This is a genomic window from Jiella endophytica (genome assembly GCF_004519335.1).
Taxonomy (GTDB): Bacteria; Pseudomonadota; Alphaproteobacteria; order Rhizobiales; family Rhizobiaceae; genus Jiella; species Jiella endophytica.
On record NZ_SOZD01000002.1, the window covers coordinates 704,462 to 722,459 of the forward strand.

Below are 17,998 nucleotides of genomic sequence, written 5' to 3' on the forward strand. Positions count from 1 at the left end.
GCCGGTCAGATGTCGAGATTGGCGACCTGCAGGGCGTTGTCCTGGATGAACTCGCGGCGCGGCTCGACCTCGTCGCCCATCAGCCGCGAGAACAGCTGGTCGGCATCGGTGGCGTCGGTCACCCTGACGCGTACCAGCGTGCGGGCTTCGGGATCGAGGGTCGTCTCCCAGAGCTGCTCCGGGTTCATCTCGCCAAGGCCCTTGTAGCGCTGGGTCGAGATACCTTTGCGGCCGACCTCGAACACCGCCATCAGCAATTCGAGCGGGCCGGAGATCGGCCGTTCGGTCTCCTTGCGGCGGAGCACCGGCACGCCGCCGTCATAGACCTCCTTCAGCCGCGGTGCGTGGCGCATCAGCTGAAGCGCGTCGCCGGAATTGAGGAGTGCCGCATCGAGGATGCGCAGCTCGGTGACGCCGCGCACGGTCCGCATGAAGCGATAGCCGCCGTCGACCGCCTCGCCGCTCCAGCCGCGCTCGGTCTCCTCGGCGATGAGGTCGAGGCGCTCGGCGATCCGCCTTGCCGTCGCCGGCCCGTCCTGCGGATGATCGGCGACCTCCGGTGACAGCGCGCCGAGAATCGCCGCCTGCTCGACGACCGAGCGATCGTAGCGCGAATGCAGGCCCGCGAGCACCTGGCGCACCGCCAGCGCGTCGTCGACGACGGCCCGAAGGTCGCGGCCGACACGCACTTCGCCGTTCGGGAGCGTCAGCGATGCATCGTCGAGACCGCCTTCGATCAGGTAGTTCTCGAGCGCCTTCTCGTCCTTCAGATACTGGCTCTGCTTGCCGCGCGTCACCTTGTAGAGCGGCGGCTGGGCGATGAAGACATGGCCGCGCTCGATCAGCTCCGGCATCTGCCGGAAGAAGAAGGTCAGGAGCAGCGTGCGGATATGGGCGCCATCGACATCGGCGTCCGTCATGATGATGATCTTGTGGTAGCGCAGCTTGTCGGCGTTGAACTCGTCCTTGCCGATCGAGGTGCCGAGCGCGGTGATCAGCGTGCCGATCTGGTCGGAGCCGAGCATCCGGTCGAAGCGCGCCCGCTCGACATTGAGGATCTTGCCCCTGAGCGGCAGGATCGCCTGATTCTGCCGCGAGCGCGCGCCCTTGGCCGAACCGCCGGCGGAATCGCCCTCGACGATGAAGATTTCCGACTTGGCCGGATCGCGCTCCTGGCAATCGGCGAGCTTGCCGGGCAGCGAGGTGATGTCGAGGGCGCCCTTGCGCCGCGTCAGCTCGCGCGCCTTCCTCGCCGCCTCTCTCGCCGAGGCCGCCTCGACGACCTTGGAGATCAGCACCTTCGCTTCCTGCGGATGCTCCTCGAACCAGGTCGACAGCGCCTCGTTGATGAGGTTCTCGACCACCGGCCGCACCTCGGAGGAGACCAGCTTGTCCTTGGTCTGGGAGGAGAATTTCGGGTCGGGCACCTTGACCGAGAGAACGCAGGTGAGGCCCTCGCGGCAATCGTCGCCGGTGAGCGCCACCTTTTCCTTCTTCAGGATGCCCGAGGCCTCGGCATAGCCCGTCACCTGCCGGGTCAGCGCACCACGGAAGCCGGCCATGTGGGTGCCGCCGTCGCGCTGCGGGATGTTGTTGGTGAAGCAGAGGACGGTCTCGTTGTATGAATCGTTCCACCACAGCGCCGCCTCGACGGTGATGCCGTCCTTCTCGCCGCTGGTGACGATCGGCTCCGGGATCAGCGGCTTGCGCGCCCGGTCGATGTAGCGGGTGAAGGCCTCGAGGCCGCCCTCGTAGAACAGCTCGACCTTCTTCTCGTCGGCGGGCCGCTTGTCGGTGAGGATGATCCTGACACCGGAATTGAGGAAGGCGAGCTCGCGCAGGCGATGCTCCAGCGTGTTGTAGTCGAAGCTCGTGACGCCCTTGAAAGTGTCGAAGGACGGCATGAAGGTGATCGCCGTGCCGGTCTCCTCGCCGGCATCGCCCGTCACCGCCAACGAGCCGTCCGGCACGCCGTGGGTGAAGGACATCTCGTGGACCTGGCCCTTGCGCTTGATCTTCATCGAGAGCTTCGAGGAAAGCGCGTTGACCACCGACACGCCGACGCCGTGAAGGCCGCCGGAGACCTTGTAAGAATTCTGGTCGAACTTGCCGCCGGCATGGAGCTGGGTCATGATGACCTCGGCCGCCGAAACGCCTTCGCCGGTGTGAACGTCGGTCGGGATGCCGCGGCCGTTGTCGGTGACACTGCAGGAGCCGTCGGCGTTCAAAGTCACGGTCACCCGTGTCGCGTGGCCGGCAAGCGCCTCGTCGATGGCGTTGTCCACCACCTCATAGACCATGTGATGCAGGCCCGAGCCGTCGTCGGTATCGCCGATATACATGCCGGGGCGCTTGCGCACCGCATCCAAACCCTTGAGCACCTTGATCGAATCGGCGCCGTACTCGGCGTTGGCCGCAGGATTTGTCTCGGGTATCGCTGACATGGTGGTCCTTGGTTTCGGGCCGGCGCGACAGGGCTCGCGAATCGGCCGATCTTGACGCTTTTATATAGGAACTCTCGCCCGTTGACGAAAGCGTTGCGGCAGCCTAGCCCGAGCTTCCGACCGCAGTGCGGCAAAGCCCGCCCGTCCCGCTGAAAATCGCTCCCCGAAGGACCCCGATGAGAGAACCGACGCTCGAGGATTTCGCGTTTCGATCCCGCGACAAGCTGCGCTATGGCGACACCGACCGGCAGGGCCACGTCAACAATGCCGTCTATTCGAGCTATTTCGAGACCGGCCGGGTCGAGTTGCTGCATTCCGGCGAGGCGCCGCCGCCGGAAGGCAAAGCCTTCGTCCTCGCCCGGATCGCCATCGACTTTCGCCGCGAGGTGAACTGGCCGGGCGAGGTCGAGATCGGCACCGGCATCGCGGCGATCGGCAACAGCTCGATCCGCATGCGCCAGGCGCTGTTCCAGAGGGGCGAACTCTGCGCTAGCGCCGAGAGCATCATCGTCCTGATGGACGAGACCACTCGCCGCTCGACGCCCTTGCCGCAGGAGATGCGCGACAAACTTTCGCCCCATCTCGTCGACGACGAAGAAGCGGCAAAAGGCTGAGCCTCGCCGCGGCGGCGAGCGATCCGCGTTGTCGCATCGCTTCGCTTGGAACTCGACGCGCTCGCCCGCCACTCCCATATGAGCGGCGGAACGCCGGCCTCGCTCGCGTCATGCCGACAGGGCAGAAGGCCGACGGATAGATCTCCGTGCGAGTCGCAATTTCATGTCGAACACCCTTACCGCCGCGCCGTCCCCGGGCCTCTTCCGCGCCCCTGCCCCGGTGCCGCATTCCAAACCGCTCGGCTTTGCCAGCTTCATCCGCACCGCCACCCGCAATCCGATCGAGATCTGGGGCACCCGCGCCTTCAAGGAGCCCTATATCCGCGGCGCCTGGCTCGGCGTGCCGAACGTCGTCGTCAACGATCCGGCGGGCATCCGCTACTGTCTCGTCGAAAACGCCAAGAACTACGTCATGCAGCCGCTGCGCCAGCGGATCCTGCGGCCGCTGCTCCGCGATGGGCTGCTGACCGCCGAGGGCCAGCTCTGGCGGCGCACCCGCAAGGCGATCGCTCCGGTCTTCACGCCGCGGCACATATCGGGGTTCACCGAGCAGATGCAGGCCCGCTCGGCGCTGTTCGCCAGCGGCCTTGCGGCCCGCGAGGGGATGACTGCCGACATCTCCCACGAGATGACGCTGCTGACCTTCGACATCCTGCAGGAGACGCTGTTTTCCGGTGACATCGCCTCTGAGCCGGAAGGCTTCGCCCGCTCGACCCGGGACTTCCTCGGCTCGATGGGGCGGGTCGACCCGCTGGATCTTCTCAATGCCCCCGCCTTCCTGCCGCGCATCCGGCGCCTCAGGGGGCGAAAGTCGATGACCTATTTCCGCGGGCTGATCGCCGAGACGATCGCCAAGCGCCGCGAGCGGCTCGACCGCGATCCGGACGGCACGCCAAACGACCTCCTCACGCTGCTGATCAAGGCCGACGGTCTTTCCAGCGAGGAGATCGAGGACAACATCATCACCTTCATCGGCGCCGGCCACGAGACCACCGCCCGATCGCTCGCCTGGACGCTCTATCTGCTCTCCCAGGCGCCGGAGGAACGCGCGCTGGTGGAAAATGAGATCGACACGGTACTGCCGACCCTTAGCCATCCGAGCGAGTGGGCCGAGAAGCTTGTCCACACCAAGGCAGCCTTCGAGGAGGCGATGCGGCTCTATCCGCCGGCGCCCTCGCTCAACCGCACGGCGCTGAAGCCCGATCGGGTCGGCGATATCGACATTCCGGCCGGCGCGACGCTGCTCGTCATGCCCTGGCTCGTCCATCGCCACGAGATGCTGTGGGACCGGCCGGACCACTTCATGCCGAGCCGCTTCCTGCCGGAGAACCGCGAGAAGATCGACCGCTACCAGTATCTGCCCTTCGGCGTTGGCCCGCGGGTCTGCATCGGCGCAAGCTTCGCCCTCCAGGAGGGCGTGATCGCGCTGGCGCTGCTGCTCAAGGAGTTGCGCTTCGACTATATTGGCCAGCGGCCGCCGGAGGTCGTCCAGCGCATCACCGTGCAGCCTGACGGCGGCCTGCCGATGCGGATCTCGCGTCGGCACTGAGGTCGCAGCCGGGTAGGTTGTTTTGCGACACGGCCGGGTGAGTGATCTGCTGCCGGCTGCCGCAGATGCGCCGGTGAGCCCACGGCCAGGCGCGCTATTCGATCGCGACGCGGCCGAGGGTCAGAACGGCGCCCTCGCCTGTACCGGTGCTCGGCTCGACGCTGATCACCGCCTCGCTGCGCTCCTTGCAGGCGGCCTCCGGCATGTCGAAGCCGAATTGCTGTGCGGCGACCTTGCCGCCCGCCTCGAAGGCCGCGTCGGGGAAGATGCCGAAGCGGCCGACCTCCTCCTTTTTGCCGGCACAATCGATCGTCACGACGAATTGCACTGGGCCGCTCGAAGAGGGTCGGTAGCCGTCGACCGAGACGACAAGCCGCGGCGCTTCCTCGGCGGCCGTTGCGGCCGCCCGAGGCAGCGGATCGAGCGCGACGCGCGCCGGCGTGCCGGGCTTCACCTGCATGTCTTCTGCCCCATCGCCCGGCGGAGTTCCGGCTTTTGCGCCCTCTGTAGCCTCGTCTGCCGCCGGTGGTTGCGCCGGCTCGGCGCGATCGCCCGTGGGGGACTGATCGGAAGGCGAGTCGGCACTCGTCGGCTCGGCAGTGGGAGGTTCCGCGCCCGCCACGGGCTGATCGTCCGAGGTCTTGGTCTCGGCAGCAGGCCGATCATCGGCAGGTTCGGTCCCAGCGCTCCCCCGATCGGCCGAAGCATCGCCGTCAGCGGCGGGTTTTTCAACCGGGGACGCGGCTCCGCCTCCCGACGCGTCCGGCTTGGCATCGGCGGAGGCGCCATCCTCGGCGGTCGCTGCCGGATCCTGTGGGGTCGCCGGGTCGTCGCAGCCGGCAAGACCGGCGAATAGCAATAGCAGAATGGTCGACAGAGACGGGGCTGCCGTCCTTGCGAGCTTCGCCATGTGACAGTCGCGCTCCCTGCCGGTCCTCGCCAATTCCAACTCCCGTTTCGCTCGCGATCCGCGCCAACGGCGCTGTTCCGCCCTCCGGCCGAGATATCCCCTTCGGCCATGGGCTCTCAGGCGGGGACGAAGACGATCTCCACCCGCTGGGGCGTCACGGTGCCCGCCCCGCCCATCGCGGCATTGGCCGCGACCGGGACGACCTGCAGCGTGATCGACCCCGGCGCCTGCGCTCCTGAACCATAGACCGCGGCGAGCGGGTCGGTGATGTCGAGGAGGATCGAGGGCAGCGCTCGTCCGCCATGACCCGCGTGCCCCCCATGGCCGGCTTCGCCGTGATCGAGCAGCGCGAAGGTGCCGACATAGCGCGGATCGTCCGTCGAAGTCTGCGGGGTAATCGGCGTATCGCCGATATAGATCTCGACGGCGGTCTGCGACGGGTCGGTGACTGCGACGTCGCGCAGGATGGCGAGCGCCTGCATGGACGAGCCGCCGGTCGGCCGCGGCGGCGTCGGCGCGGGTGCAGCGCCGTTGATGGCGTCGTTCGCCGAGGCGGCGGCATCGGGAACCCTTGCCGGCGCGGCCGCCCCCTGGACCATCGCCTCGGGCACGCTGACGCTGAGGACGAGCGGCTTGCCGGGGGCCGCGGCCACGGCGTTCGCGACGCTGGCGACCTCGACGCCGGCCGAGCCCTGTTGCGAGGGCGTTGCGGCGAGCACGCTGCTCAGCTGGTCGTCGAGGGCGAGCGTCGTCTCCGTCGATGCCGCCGCGACGGCCGGCGAAAGACCGTAGGAATAGCCGAGTGCCTCGGGGTTAAGGAGGTCCGAGACCTTCGGCGACCAGTAGCTGCCGTCGGGATTGATGAAGTTCTCGGCGAAGGTCATGCCGGTCCACAGCCTGTTGCTGCTGTTCTTGTGGTTCTGGTTCCAGACCGCCCAGATCCGGTCGATATTGCCGTGATGCATGAAAAAGATCGGATCGCGCGGCGAGGCCGGCGAGGGCATCCAGCCGCCGATATTGTTGTGGACGTTGTTGTGGGGCGTTGCCTCCAGCGTGCCCTGGACGCCGCCGCCGGCGGTCACCCATTGCGGGTCGAGGCTGTTCTGCTGCGGGTTGCGGCTGGTGCCGAAGGTCTCGAAGCTGCGAGCCCTGAGGATCCGCTTGAGGACGGAAGCGCCGACGATGTTCTTCGGCATCGGCTGATTGGCCGGCCAGGTGCGGCGCATGCCCTCCTCGTCGACATAGAGCCAGTTGGGCTTTCCGTCCGGTGTCTTCTTCGGCAGGAAGACCTCCGGCATGCGCGGATTGGTCGTCCAGTCCCAATAGGGCATGGCGAATTCGGCATTGCCCGTGAGGGCCCGCACGACCCGCTCGTACATCACCGTGAAGCCGCGGTGCCAGGGCAGGAAATACCAGTCGCCATGCGGGCAGTAGCGAAAGCCCGTGTCGAGATTGCCGTGGATGTTGGCCATCTGCACCCAGTTGAACGGGTCGTTCGCCGGCTTCTGCTTCATGATGCCGACGGCGTCGCGATAGGTGGCGACGATCGGATCGTTCCAGGCGAGACCCTCGAGTGAGCGCCGCACGGGAGGCGAGTTCTGCGCGGCGATCGCCTCGAGAGCCGAGACCCCGCCGGAAAGGATGCCTGCGCCGATGACGCCGCCTCGAACGAGAACGGCCCGCCGCGACATGGCCATTTTGGGTGTCCTCCCTTGCGCGGCCCGGGGGGGATGGTCCGGCCGCGGCGCCGCCACGAATACTTTCGGCACGCTAGACCGGCCGGATGTCTTTCGCAATAGAACTCCACACATGTTCTTCATGACGAAATCGTGCTTCGCATTCCCTTGCGCAACTTTTGAGAGCAACGGCGAATGATGGCCAGCCCTATCACCGCCCGGCATCGAACCGCCCCACCATGCGACAGGCCCCTCGGCCCCGCCCATCGAGCGCCTCCCTAAGGCGCATCGCGGCGACGTGGTGCGATCGGCATTTGCGGTTGTCGGCCATTTGTCCTATATGAGCCGCCAAGGTCTTGCTTTGATGCGCCGATTGTCCCGCCGTGGCGGGACTTCTGGCGCTTCAGACGTTTGACACACCGGGCGCTCCCCGCCTCCTGGGCCTTCTGGCAACTGCCGGCCCCAGCGAGATGGTTTCACGGAGCGTCGCCCGATCTGCCGGATGGCGGCCGTTGCCGCCGGATGTGCTTGGGCCAGCGGTGCGATCGATCCGCCAGCAATGGCAAGACAGTGCTCCCCTGCACCAGGCAGAGCGAGCCGAGGCATGGGCGTTCGACCGGACGTCCGGGCGATGGGTGTCTGCCAGAGGCCGGCCCGTTGCCGCAACGAGCGTGGCGCGAAGCTGTGCGATGCCGACCGGCATCGGCTTTCGTGTCCAATTTGAACCGGAGCCGACCCGCGGATGATCTCGCGTGGCTCCCGTCGTGGATGAAGAGAGGGAGTCGCTTTGAAAGTCGACGTTCGAGACAACAATGTAGACCAGGCTCTGCGCGCGCTGAAGAAGAAGCTGCAGCGTGAGGGCGTTTTCCGTGAGATGAAGGCGCGCCGCGCCTATGAGAAGCCTTCCGAGCGCCGCGCCCGCGAGAAGCAGCAGGCGATTCGCCGCTCGCGCAAGCTCGCCCGCAAGCAGGCGCAGCGCGAAGGTCTGCTGCCCGGCCCGAAGCGCCGCGCCGCGCACTAAGCGTCGGCCCGAAAATCGGAATCGATTTTCGGAAAGCACGATGCGGTAATTCAACAACTTAGCGCGTCCTTTGCGCGTCCGTTCGGACGCACGGCGCTCTAAGCTTTCCGGCAGCGGAACAATCGCTCCCGAGGCTCATTCGAACAGAGAGAGCGAGGGACAGCGACCGCATCCGACCGGCATTCCGGGCCAGGCGAGACATCGCCGCCCGTCGAGCCAAGAACCCCGCGCCGCCGCGACCGTGAGATCGCCCGACGCGGGGTTTTCTTTTGGGTGGACAGCCGCATCGGCGCCCCTCGCAGATCGACGATCTGACTTGGAGGCCCCCGATGATCCCAGATTGGCTGCACGCACTCGCCATCCTCTCGGTGGCTGCCGGCATCGTTTCGGCGATCCTCATCGCCATCGACGTGAAACACCACCCCCAGCATATGGTAATCATGAACGCCGTCTGGCCGATCAGCGGCCTTTATGGCGGGCCGCTGGCGGTCTGGGGCTACTGGCGTCACGGCCGCAGCGCCGGCGGTCATGGCGGTCATGCGGGTCATGAAGGGCACGCGGGTCATGGCGGTGGAAACCACGACGCCTCCTCTCACCAGAATGGCGGTGGCACGCCGCATTTCGCCAGCATCGGCAAGGGCGCGGCCCATTGCGGCGCCGGCTGCACTCTCGGCGACATCATCGCCGAATGGCTGGTGTTCTTCGTTCCGGCGATCGCCGTCTGGTTCGGCTGGCACTCGGTCTTTTCGGAAAAGATCTTCGCCGTCTGGATCCTCGACTACATTCTCGCCTTCGGCTTCGGCATCGTCTTCCAGTACTACGCCATCAAGCCGATGAACGACGACATGTCCCCGGCACAGGGGATCATTGCGGCGGTGAAGGCCGACACGCTGTCGCTCACGGCCTGGCAGGTCGGCATGTACGGTTTCATGGCGATCGCCCATTTCGGCCTCTTCGGCGCGCTCCTTGGCGTTAGGCTCGAGGTGAACACCGTCGAATTCTGGTTCATGATGCAGATCGCCATGCTCTGCGGCTTTGCCACCGCCTATCCGGTGAATGCCTGGCTGATCGCCAGAGGCATCAAGGAAGCGATGTAGGTGGGGCTGGTTCATGGAGGGCGCGCCGGCCGCTCTCCGGCCTGCTGCCTTGGCCCCGTTACCCCCCTCTGTCCTGCCGGACATCTCCCCCTCAAGGGGGGAGATCAATCCTGCATATGCGCTGCAGATCTTCGTGGATGACACAGTGCCGCGGCAGTCTCAGACGAAGGCGCTGCGATTGAAGCTGCCAATCTCCCCCCTTGAGGGGGAGATGTCCGGCAGGACAGAGGGGGGCGAGCCGCCGCTGCGCCGGCCGAAAACGGTGGGAGAAGATCTTGCACCGATAGTGCCGCGGCCAGGGCCAACCGCTGCCTCAGAACTCCAGGCAGATCTTGCCAAAATGCGCACCGGACTCTTCGTGGCGGAAGGCGTCGGCGATCTCACCAAGGGCGAAGCTCCGGTCGATCACCGGCCGCAATCCGGTTGCCTCGAGGGCGCGGACAAAATCCTGCTGGTGCCGGCGGCTGCCGACGATCAGCCCCTGCAGCCGCTGCTGTCTCGCCATCAGCGCCGCCGTCGGGATCTCCCCGGAGCGCCCGGTCAGGACGCCGATGAGGGCGATGTGGCCGGCAATGCGGCAGGCGGTGATCGACTGGCCGAGGGTCGCCGGGCCGCCGACCTCGACGACCACGTCAGCGCCGCGCCCGCCGGTCAGTTCGCGCACCTTCCTGCCCCACTCTTCCGTGGTCCGGTAGTTGATCACATGGTCGGCGCCGAGGGTCTTCAGCCGCTCGAGCTTTTCATCCGAGGACGAAGTCGAGATAACCGTTGCCCCCATCGCCTTGGCGATCTGCACCGCGAAGATCGAGACGCCGCCGGTGCCGAGGGTGAGAACCACGTCCCCCGCCTTCAGCCGGCCGTCGACGCAGAGTGCCCGCCAGGCGGTCAGACCCGCGGTCGTCAGCGTCGCGGCTTCGGCGTGGCTGTAGCCCTTCGGCGCGTGGGTGAACCAGCTTGCCGGGCGCACCACCGCCTCGCGGGCATAGCCGTCGACGCCGTCGCCGGGGGTCGTCCTGAAATCGGCGACCGCCGCCTCGCCGGCCTGCCAGAGCGGGAAGAAGCCCGAGACGACCCGGTCACCGACAGAAAACTCGGAGACCCCGTCGCCGACGGCCTCGACCTCGCCGGCACCGTCGGACATCGGGATGCGGCCATCTTCGGTCGGCATGCGGCCGGAGACGACGCCATAATCGTGAAAGTTGAGGGAGCTCGCCCGCAGACGAACGCGGATCTCGCCGGGCCCGGGATCGCCGGGATCGTCCATCTCGACGAGGGACAGGTGCTCGAGCCCGCCGGGCTTGTTCAGTCGGATGGCCTTCATCGTCGCGTCTCCTTCTGCAGATTGCGGACTGGCCGGCTATGGCCAGTGTCGTCAGGCAGAACTAGCGACATCGTGCCGGCGGCAAGCGCACGCAGCGTTCACCGCGGTCGGATCGCTCCGACGAAACGCAAAAAGCCGCGGATCGCCTTTCGCGACCCGCGGCCATGCAGCGTCCGGAAGCCCCGCTCCTTCGAGCGGGGCGACCCGGTTCTTACGAGTGGTAGGCGACTTCGCCGTGATAGACGAGGTCGAGACCCTCGCGCTCTTCCTCGATGGTCGGGCGCAGGCCGACGACCGCCTTGGTGATGGCGTAGAGGATCGCCGAGCCGACGCCGCACCACACGATGGTGATAATCACGGCGACGATCTGCGCCCAGACCTGCGCTCCCATCGTCACGCCGTCGGCATAGCCGATGCCGCCGAGCGAGGTCGAGGTGAAGATGCCGGTGCCGATGGCGCCGACGATGCCGCCGATGCCGTGGACGCCGAAGACGTCGAGGCTGTCGTCATATTTCAGCGCGTTCTTCACCACGGAGACGAAGAAGTAGCAGATGGCGCTGGCGATCGCGCCGAGGACGATGGCGCCCACCGGACCGATCGTGCCGCAGGCCGGGGTGACGGCGACGAGGCCGGCGACGATGCCGGAAGCCGCACCCAGCATCGAAGCCTTGCCGCGCATGACCGCCTCGATGATGCACCAGGCGACCATCGCACCCGCCGTGGCGGTGAAGGTGTTGATCATCGCCAGGACGGCCGCCGAGGTCGACTCGAGGTTGGAGCCGGCATTGAAGCCGAACCAGCCGACCCACAGGATCGAGGCGCCGACCATGGTCAGCGTCATCGAGTGCGGCGCCATGATGTCCTTGCCGAGGCCCGTACGCTTGCCGACGAACATACAGCCGACGAGCGCCGCGATACCGGCATTGATGTGGACCACCGTGCCGCCGGCAAAGTCGAGCGCGCCAACGCCGCCGGACAGGACGCCGTTGAAGATCAGGCCAGAGCCGTCCCACACCATGTGGGCGATCGGGAAGTATACGAGGGTGACCCAGAGAATGGTGAACAGCACCACCGCCGAGAACTTGATGCGCTCGGCGAAAGCGCCGACGATCAGCGCCGGGGTGATCACCGCGAAGGTCATCTGGAAGACGATGAAGAGATATTCGGGGATCTCGACGCCGTCGGTGAAGGTCGCCGACTTGGAATCGACGGTCACGCCCGCGAGGAAGAGCTTGCCGAGGCCGCCCCAGAAATAGCTGGTGCCGCCGCCGAAGGCGAAGGAATAACCCCAGAGCGTCCAGACGATCATCACGACGCCGGTGATGATCGAGCACTGCATCAGGACGGAGAGCATGTTCTTGGCACGGACCAGGCCGCCATAGAACAGGGCAAGGCCCGGCATCGTCATGAACAGGACGAGCAGCGTCGCGGTCATCATCCAGGCGACGTCACCCTTGTTGACGGTGTCGGCGGCTGCGGCTGCCGCCTCCGGCGCAGCGGCCGTCGCCTGCGCGTCCTGCGCGAGAGCGGGATAACAGGCGAGCGCCAGCGCTCCGAGCCCCAAGCCCGTGGCGGCAAGCGTTCGTGCGTTGAAGAATGGTCTCATCATCTTTTTTCGTACTTCCGATCGTTGACCGACCCTTGGCGGCTGGTGCCTTGAAACTCCGGGCCCGATGCTCTGTAATCAAAAGTCGTGCCAAGTCGCCCGACCGGCGCGAAACACGCAATCGTCACAGGTTCGGCCGATCAGCGGCCCCTGTCGTTCGCTCATTTTCTGTGCAAAAGACGATTTTTTGTGCGCCATGCCGCCATCTAAGGCAGATCCGGACCGCCTCGCATCCCGACCCGCGGCCTTGCGCCGGCCGGGCTTTGCCGTCAGAACCAGTTGGAGACGAGAAGCGGAAGCGGCTGAAGCGGCAGGATGAGCGACACCTCCAAGAGCGTCGGGACGGGCGAGGCGGCAGGGCAGGCGCCTGCCCCCTACCGCGTCCTCGCACGCAAGTACCGGCCGCGTTCCTTCGACGACCTGATCGGCCAGGAGCCGATGGTCCGCACCCTGACCAACGCCTTCGAGACCGGCCGCATCGCCCAAGCTTGGATGCTGACCGGCGTTCGCGGTGTCGGCAAGACGACGACGGCCCGAATCCTCGCGCGCGCGCTCAACTACGAGACCGACGACATCCACGAGCCGACGATTCACATGAGCGGCCCCGGCGTCCACTGCCAGGCGATCATGGAGGGCCGGCATGTCGACGTCGTCGAGATGGACGCCGCCTCGCATACCGGCATCGACGACGTGCGCGAGATCATCGCCCAGGTGCGCTACCGCCCGGTCTCGGCGCGCTACAAGGTCTACATCATCGACGAAGTCCACATGCTGTCGAACCAGGCCTTCAATGGTCTGCTCAAGACGCTCGAGGAGCCGCCGGAGCATGTGAAGTTCGTCTTCGCGACGACCGAGATCCGCAAGGTGCCGATCACCGTCCTGTCGCGCTGCCAGCGCTTCGACCTGAGACGCGTCGAATCGGCGACGCTGATCCAGCATCTGAAGAAGATCGCCGACGCCGAAGGGGTGTCGATCGAGGACGACGCGCTGCGCCTGATCGCCCGCGCCGCCGAGGGGTCGGTGCGCGATTCCCTCTCCCTCACCGACCAGGCGATTGCCCATGGCGCCGGCACCGTGACGGCGCTCGCCGTGCGCGACATGCTCGGCCTTGCCGACCGAATCCGGATCATCGACCTCTTCGAAATGCTGATGGCGGGGGATGCCGCCGGGGCGCTGAAGGAGCTGCGCGAGCAGTATGCCGCCGGCGCCGATCCGGCGGTAGTGATTTCCGAGCTTGCCGATTTCAGCCATCTCGTCACGACGCTGCGCTACGTGCCGGATGCCGTCGAGGACGCGGCGATCGCGCCGGTCGAGGCCGAGCGCGGGCTCGAACTTTCGCAGAAGCTTTCGATCCGCACCCTCGGCCAGGTCTGGCAGATGCTGCTGAAGGCATCGGAGGAACTGCGCAACACGACGACGCCGCGCCAGGCCGCAGAAATGGCGCTGATCCGCATCGCCCATGCCGCCGACCTGCCTTCGCCGGACGACCTCCTGAGGCTGCTCCGCGAAGGTGGCGGCGACGTGCCCGCCAGCGCAGCCCCGGCGGCTTCGCCCGCTGGTTCGGACGGCGGCGCGACGGCAACCGCCGCTGGCTCCAACGCTCCGATGGTGGGCGGCAGCGGCTCGGCGCCGCGCCTCGTCGCCTCGTCGAGCGGCGCCGGCGGCCCGCGGATGGAGGCGCGCCCGCTCGCAAGGCCCGCCCCCGTCGCCGCCGAACCCGAAGCGCTGGCGATCGGCAATATCGAGGCCCTTGCAAGGCTCGCCGAGGACAAGCGCGATTCCCTGATGCGCGTCTCGATCCGCCGCTATCTGCGGCCGGTCAGGTTCCAGCCGGGACGGATCGAGGTGGGGCTGGCCGAGGGCGCGCCGCAGACGCTGATCGGCGATCTGATGAAGCGGCTGCATCTTTGGACCGGCCAGCGCTGGGTGGTGACCGTCGCCTCTTCCGGCGGCGAGCCGACACTCGACGAGCGCGACGAGACGAGACGCGCGAGCCTCATCGACGATGCCGCCAGCGATCCGGAGGTGGCGGCGATCCTCTCGGCCTTTCCCGGCGCCAGGATCACCAGCGTCACCCTGCGCGACGATAGTGCCGCGAGCGAGGAGGTCGGCATCGCTCCCCCGGAGGACGACTTCCTCGGCGACCCCGACGAGTTCTCCGAGGACGACTGAACCGGCCAGCCGAACGCGGCCATTGGCGTAAGACGCATTGCCTCGGGCCCTCAAAGCCGGCCGCCATCGCCCCTATATCGCCCCGATCGACAAGACCACCCGCCAACGACCAGGAGCCCGCGTGATGAAAGACCTGATGAACATGATGAAGCAGGCCAAGGCCATGCAGGAGAAGATGGCCGGGCTGCAGGACGAGGTCAAAACCATCGAGGCGGCGGGCCAGTCCGGCGGCGGCCTCGTCACGGTGACGCTGCGCGGCACCGGCGAGATGGCCGGCCTCGTCATCGACCCGTCGCTGATGAAGGAAGAGGAAAAGGACATCCTCGAGGACCTGATCGTCGCCGCCCATGCCGACGCCCATGCCAAGCTGCAGCTGGCGATCCAGGAAAAGACCCAGGAGATGACCGCCGGGCTCAACCTGCCGGCCGGCATGAAATTTCCGTTCTGAAGAACCGATAGACCGACGCATCCATGGCAAAATCCGTCGCCGGGCCGGAAATCGAGAAGCTGATCCAGCTTCTCGCCAAGCTTCCGGGCCTTGGCCCCCGCTCGGCCCGAAGGGCGGCGCTACATCTCGTCAAGCGCCGCGAACAGCTGCTTTCGCCGCTCACCGCCGCGATGGCCGAGGCGCGCGACAAGATCGGCGTCTGCTCGACCTGCGGCAACATCGATTCGCGCGACCCCTGCACGATCTGCACCGACCATTCCCGCGACCAGTCGACGGTGGTGGTGGTCGAGGACGTCGCCGATCTCTGGGCACTGGAGCGGGCAAAGGCGCTGAACGCCGCCTATCATGTCCTCGGCGGCGTGCTGTCGCCGCTGGAGGGCGTCGGCCCGGAGGATCTGACCATCCGCCAGCTGATCGACCGGGTCGAGGCGGGGGGCGTCAAGGAACTCGTCATTGCCGTCAACGCCACGGTCGAGGGCCAGACAACCGCCCACTACATCATGGACCGGCTGGAGGGCCTCGACGTCAAGGTGACGCGGCTCGCCCACGGCGTGCCGGTGGGCGGCGAACTCGACTATCTCGACGAGGGAACGCTGGCGGCGGCGATGCGCTCGCGCACCACGCTGTAACCGGCGGCAGCCGTCGATGGCGCAGGGCTCGACCCCATGTCTCGATCCGGCGAATCGCTTTCCGTCGTGCCATGCGATGCTCGCCGTTACGCCGCCGCCCGACGGCCGTTTTCACTGCTGTCATCGAAGCGTCAAACACCAGACGAATGCTGGATTTGCCACCCTCCGGCGCCATCATCCGCCGCGCCGGCAGCCGCTGACGAAAATCTCTTGATCTTCCGTCCGGTGTCGAATAAGTACCCGCCACACGCGACGGACCACCCAGTTCCGACGCAGCCGCCAGTCGGCAAAGTGGGGCCATAGCTCAGCTGGGAGAGCGCTACAATGGCATTGTAGAGGTCAGCGGTTCGATCCCGCTTGGCTCCACCATCTCCTTCAGCAAATCGAAATTGCCAACAGTTTCCGCGGGCGCCCAGTGTTCGAGCGACGCGATAGATCGAGCACGCGGTCGAGGTGGCATGATCCTGCCGGTCGGATGAAGCTTCGGGCAGATCCGCCTTGGCGACGTCACCTGATGACGGCTCGAACCACGTTGCTGTCACCAAGATTGCCACGATGCTGAAATGGCCGCGCCGGCTATCCACCTCGTGAGCATCAGTTCACTTCGGTGAGCGGGTCTCGCTGGCGTCCTCCCTCACCCCTACCTGCAGATCCGCCGCGTGGCCGGGAAGGTCCTCGTCCTCGAAGAGCTCGGGATAGGCCTCCGCCAGCCGCGGCAGGGAGACCAGGATCTCGCGCAGATGGATGCGCACCGCCGCCGCTGCCCGATCGGCATCGCCCGCCCGGATGGCGGCGAGGATGGCGCGGTGCTGGTCGATCAGCAGCGACATCGGCGAGGCTTCCGGCAGCGACAGATAGCGCACCCTGTCCATCTGCGCCTTGCCCATCTCGATCACCCGCCAGGCCTCGCTGCAGCCGATCGCCTCGGCGAGACCTTTGTGGAATGCCTCGTCAAGGGCGAGGAAGCCGGCATGGTCGTCGGCCGCCGCGGCGCTCTCCTGCTCGGCGACGATCCGTTCGAGCGCGTCGATCGCCGGCTTTCCCGCCGACAGGCAGCAATGCCGCGCCACCGCCACCTCGACGGCCTCGCGCACGAAGCGCGCATCGGCCACCTGCTTCGGCGAAACCTTGACGACATAGGTGCCGCGCTGCGGCAGCACCCGGACGAGGCCCGCCTCGGCAAGCTTGATGAAGGCCTCGCGCACCGGCTGCCGGCTCGACCCGAAGGACAGGGCGATCTCCTTTTCCGACAGCGCCTGCCCCGGCTTCAGTGCCATGGTGATGATCGCCTGGCGCAGCGCCGAATAGATCTGCGGCGAGACCGCCCCCCTCTCGTCGATCTTCAGCATGCGCGAAATTTCCCCTTGCCAACTGCGCCTTCATACTACCATACTAGTCAGATCAGACAAGCGGCCGCGGGAGAAGTCAGGTCGCTGTCTCGACAAGGGGAGGTTCATTTTTCGACATGTTACGCAAGGCACTTGCCGCTGCGGCCCTCGTCGGCTGCATGGTCGCTGGCTCCGGGCAGAGCGTTCTCGCCCAGGAGTATCAGCTCAACGTCAACACCGCCCTCACCCAGGAAGACCCGATCTACAAGGGTCTTGAGGCGTTCCGCGACAAGGTGAAGGCGCGCACCGAGGGCAAGGTCGAGATCCGGCTGTTTCCGAGCTCGCAGCTCGGCAAGGACGAGGACGTCCTTGAGCAGGCCCGCGCCGGCGCCAATGTCGCCGTGCTCGTCGATCCGGGCCGGCTGGCGGTCTTCGTCAACGACATCGGCGTTCTCGGCGGGCCTTATCTCGCCGATGGCTTCGACCAGTATCGCAAGATCACCACGTCCGATCTCTTTACCGGATGGGCCGACGACCTCAACAAGACCGCCGGGCTGAAGATCCTGTCCTTCAACTGGTGGCAGGGCGCAAGACACCTGGTGACCCAGAACGCCGTGACGAAGCCGGCCGATCTCGCCGGCGTCAGGATGCGCACGCCCGGCGCGCCGGTATGGATCGAGACGATCAAGGCGATGGGCGCGACGCCGACGCCGATGGGCTGGACGGAGGTCTATCCGGCGCTCCAGCAGAACGCCATCGACGCCGCCGAGGCGCAGGACACCGCGGTCTACGGCGCCAAGCTCTACGAAGTCGCCAAGCATCTGACCAAGACCGGCCATATCGGCCTTCTAACCGGCCTCGTCACCTCCGGCCAGTGGTACGACTCGCTGCCCGCCGATCTCCAGAAGATCGTCTCGGAAGAGGCGCTCGCCGCCGGCGACGTCGCCTCCAAGGGCACCGAGGATGCGATCTCCAGGGTTGACGCGGAGATGGAGAAGGCCGGCATGTCGATCGACGAGATCGACGTCGCCCCCTTCAAGCAGGCGACCGCCGGCGTCTACGACAAGCTCGGCTATGGCGATCTGAAGAAGAAGGTCGACGCCGTCCTTTCCGGCAACTGACAGCCCTCCCAAGGCAGATCACGGCGCCGTCCATTCGGGCGGCGCCGGCCCGTTCCTGAAAA

At 66.7% G+C, this 17,998-nt stretch carries 14 protein-coding genes and 1 tRNA gene; 9 read left to right on the forward strand and 6 right to left on the reverse strand.

Annotated elements, in window-relative coordinates; all coding sequences use genetic code 11:
* Window positions 1–5 precede the first annotated feature (5 nt).
* Window positions 6–2,444, reverse strand: a complete 2,439-nt coding sequence (gyrB, locus tag E3C22_RS08355) for a DNA topoisomerase (ATP-hydrolyzing) subunit B (protein WP_134761531.1) — start codon at window positions 2,442–2,444, stop codon at window positions 6–8.
* A gap of 176 nt (window positions 2,445–2,620) precedes the next feature.
* On the opposite strand from gyrB, the gene E3C22_RS08360 reads away from it, so the two are divergent.
* Window positions 2,621–3,058: an acyl-CoA thioesterase gene (locus E3C22_RS08360; protein WP_134761532.1), complete on the forward strand. Its 438-nt coding sequence runs from the start codon at window positions 2,621–2,623 to the stop codon at window positions 3,056–3,058.
* Window positions 3,059–3,221: 163 nt separating this feature from the next.
* Window positions 3,222–4,607, forward strand: a complete 1,386-nt coding sequence (locus E3C22_RS08365) for a cytochrome P450 (RefSeq protein WP_134761533.1) — start codon at window positions 3,222–3,224, stop codon at window positions 4,605–4,607.
* 94 nt (window positions 4,608–4,701) lie between these two features.
* Here the strand turns inward: E3C22_RS08365 and E3C22_RS08370 are convergent, their stop codons facing one another.
* Entirely contained in the window at window positions 4,702–5,517 is an 816-nt protein-coding gene (locus E3C22_RS08370) for a hypothetical protein (RefSeq protein WP_134761534.1), read from the reverse strand.
* 116 nt (window positions 5,518–5,633) lie between these two features.
* Window positions 5,634–7,214 carry a tyrosinase family protein gene (locus E3C22_RS08375; RefSeq protein ID WP_134761535.1) on the reverse strand — a complete coding sequence of 527 codons (1,581 nt, stop codon included), beginning with the start codon at window positions 7,212–7,214 and terminating at the stop codon, window positions 5,634–5,636.
* Between the two features lie 766 nt (window positions 7,215–7,980).
* Between E3C22_RS08375 and rpsU the strand changes: the two genes are divergently transcribed.
* On the forward strand, window positions 7,981–8,214 hold the full coding sequence (rpsU, locus tag E3C22_RS08380) for a 30S ribosomal protein S21 (protein ID WP_134761536.1): 234 nt from the start codon (window positions 7,981–7,983) through the stop codon (window positions 8,212–8,214).
* Between the two features lie 329 nt (window positions 8,215–8,543).
* Window positions 8,544–9,311 carry a DUF4396 domain-containing protein gene (locus E3C22_RS08385; RefSeq protein WP_134761537.1) on the forward strand — a complete coding sequence of 256 codons (768 nt, stop codon included), beginning with the start codon at window positions 8,544–8,546 and terminating at the stop codon, window positions 9,309–9,311.
* A 313-nt stretch (window positions 9,312–9,624) separates the two neighbouring features.
* Here E3C22_RS08385 and E3C22_RS08395 read toward each other — a convergent pair whose 3' ends face one another.
* A complete protein-coding gene (locus tag E3C22_RS08395; RefSeq protein WP_134761538.1) occupies window positions 9,625–10,632 on the reverse strand; it encodes a zinc-dependent alcohol dehydrogenase family protein in 1,008 nt (335 codons plus the stop codon).
* 211 nt (window positions 10,633–10,843) lie between these two features.
* Window positions 10,844–12,241: an ammonium transporter gene (locus E3C22_RS08400; RefSeq protein WP_425364959.1), complete on the reverse strand. Its 1,398-nt coding sequence runs from the start codon at window positions 12,239–12,241 to the stop codon at window positions 10,844–10,846.
* 312 nt (window positions 12,242–12,553) lie between these two features.
* On the opposite strand from E3C22_RS08400, the gene E3C22_RS08405 reads away from it, so the two are divergent.
* From E3C22_RS08405 to E3C22_RS08420, 4 genes are all read left to right on the forward strand, one after another.
* Window positions 12,554–14,410, forward strand: coding sequence for a DNA polymerase III subunit gamma/tau (locus E3C22_RS08405; RefSeq protein ID WP_134761539.1), 1,857 nt, complete (start codon window positions 12,554–12,556; stop codon window positions 14,408–14,410).
* Between the two features lie 124 nt (window positions 14,411–14,534).
* Complete coding sequence (locus tag E3C22_RS08410) at window positions 14,535–14,858, forward strand: YbaB/EbfC family nucleoid-associated protein (RefSeq protein ID WP_134761540.1); 324 nt, start codon at window positions 14,535–14,537, stop codon at window positions 14,856–14,858.
* A 23-nt stretch (window positions 14,859–14,881) separates the two neighbouring features.
* Entirely contained in the window at window positions 14,882–15,487 is a 606-nt protein-coding gene (gene recR, locus E3C22_RS08415) for a recombination mediator RecR (protein WP_134761541.1), read from the forward strand.
* Between the two features lie 293 nt (window positions 15,488–15,780).
* A tRNA-Ala gene (locus E3C22_RS08420) sits at window positions 15,781–15,856 on the forward strand.
* Window positions 15,857–16,086: 230 nt separating this feature from the next.
* Here the strand turns inward: E3C22_RS08420 and E3C22_RS08425 are convergent.
* Window positions 16,087–16,836, reverse strand: coding sequence for a GntR family transcriptional regulator (locus E3C22_RS08425; RefSeq protein ID WP_134761542.1), 750 nt, complete (start codon window positions 16,834–16,836; stop codon window positions 16,087–16,089).
* A 116-nt stretch (window positions 16,837–16,952) separates the two neighbouring features.
* On the opposite strand from E3C22_RS08425, the gene E3C22_RS08430 reads away from it, so the two are divergent.
* A complete protein-coding gene (locus E3C22_RS08430; RefSeq protein WP_134761543.1) occupies window positions 16,953–17,936 on the forward strand; it encodes a C4-dicarboxylate TRAP transporter substrate-binding protein in 984 nt (327 codons plus the stop codon).
* The last annotated feature ends 62 nt before the right edge of the window (window positions 17,937–17,998 follow it).

Bases quoted from the DNA above. Each gene is read 5' to 3' on its own strand.
- gyrB (WP_134761531.1), bottom strand. From the start codon at position 2,444: ATGTCAGCGATACCCGAGACAAATCCTGCGGCCAACGCCGAGTACGGC.
- E3C22_RS08360 (WP_134761532.1), top strand. From the start codon at position 2,621: ATGAGAGAACCGACGCTCGAGGATTTCGCGTTTCGATCCCGCGACAAG.
- E3C22_RS08365 (WP_134761533.1), top strand. From the start codon at position 3,222: ATGTCGAACACCCTTACCGCCGCGCCGTCCCCGGGCCTCTTCCGCGCC.
- E3C22_RS08370 (WP_134761534.1), bottom strand. From the start codon at position 5,517: ATGGCGAAGCTCGCAAGGACGGCAGCCCCGTCTCTGTCGACCATTCTG.
- E3C22_RS08375 (WP_134761535.1), bottom strand. From the start codon at position 7,214: ATGGCCATGTCGCGGCGGGCCGTTCTCGTTCGAGGCGGCGTCATCGGC.
- E3C22_RS08385 (WP_134761537.1), top strand. From the start codon at position 8,544: ATGATCCCAGATTGGCTGCACGCACTCGCCATCCTCTCGGTGGCTGCC.
- E3C22_RS08395 (WP_134761538.1), bottom strand. From the start codon at position 10,632: ATGAAGGCCATCCGACTGAACAAGCCCGGCGGGCTCGAGCACCTGTCC.
- E3C22_RS08400 (WP_425364959.1), bottom strand. From the start codon at position 12,241: ATGATGAGACCATTCTTCAACGCACGAACGCTTGCCGCCACGGGCTTG.
- E3C22_RS08405 (WP_134761539.1), top strand. From the start codon at position 12,554: ATGAGCGACACCTCCAAGAGCGTCGGGACGGGCGAGGCGGCAGGGCAG.
- E3C22_RS08410 (WP_134761540.1), top strand. From the start codon at position 14,535: ATGAAAGACCTGATGAACATGATGAAGCAGGCCAAGGCCATGCAGGAG.
- recR (WP_134761541.1), top strand. From the start codon at position 14,882: ATGGCAAAATCCGTCGCCGGGCCGGAAATCGAGAAGCTGATCCAGCTT.
- E3C22_RS08425 (WP_134761542.1), bottom strand. From the start codon at position 16,836: ATGCTGAAGATCGACGAGAGGGGGGCGGTCTCGCCGCAGATCTATTCG.
- E3C22_RS08430 (WP_134761543.1), top strand. From the start codon at position 16,953: ATGTTACGCAAGGCACTTGCCGCTGCGGCCCTCGTCGGCTGCATGGTC.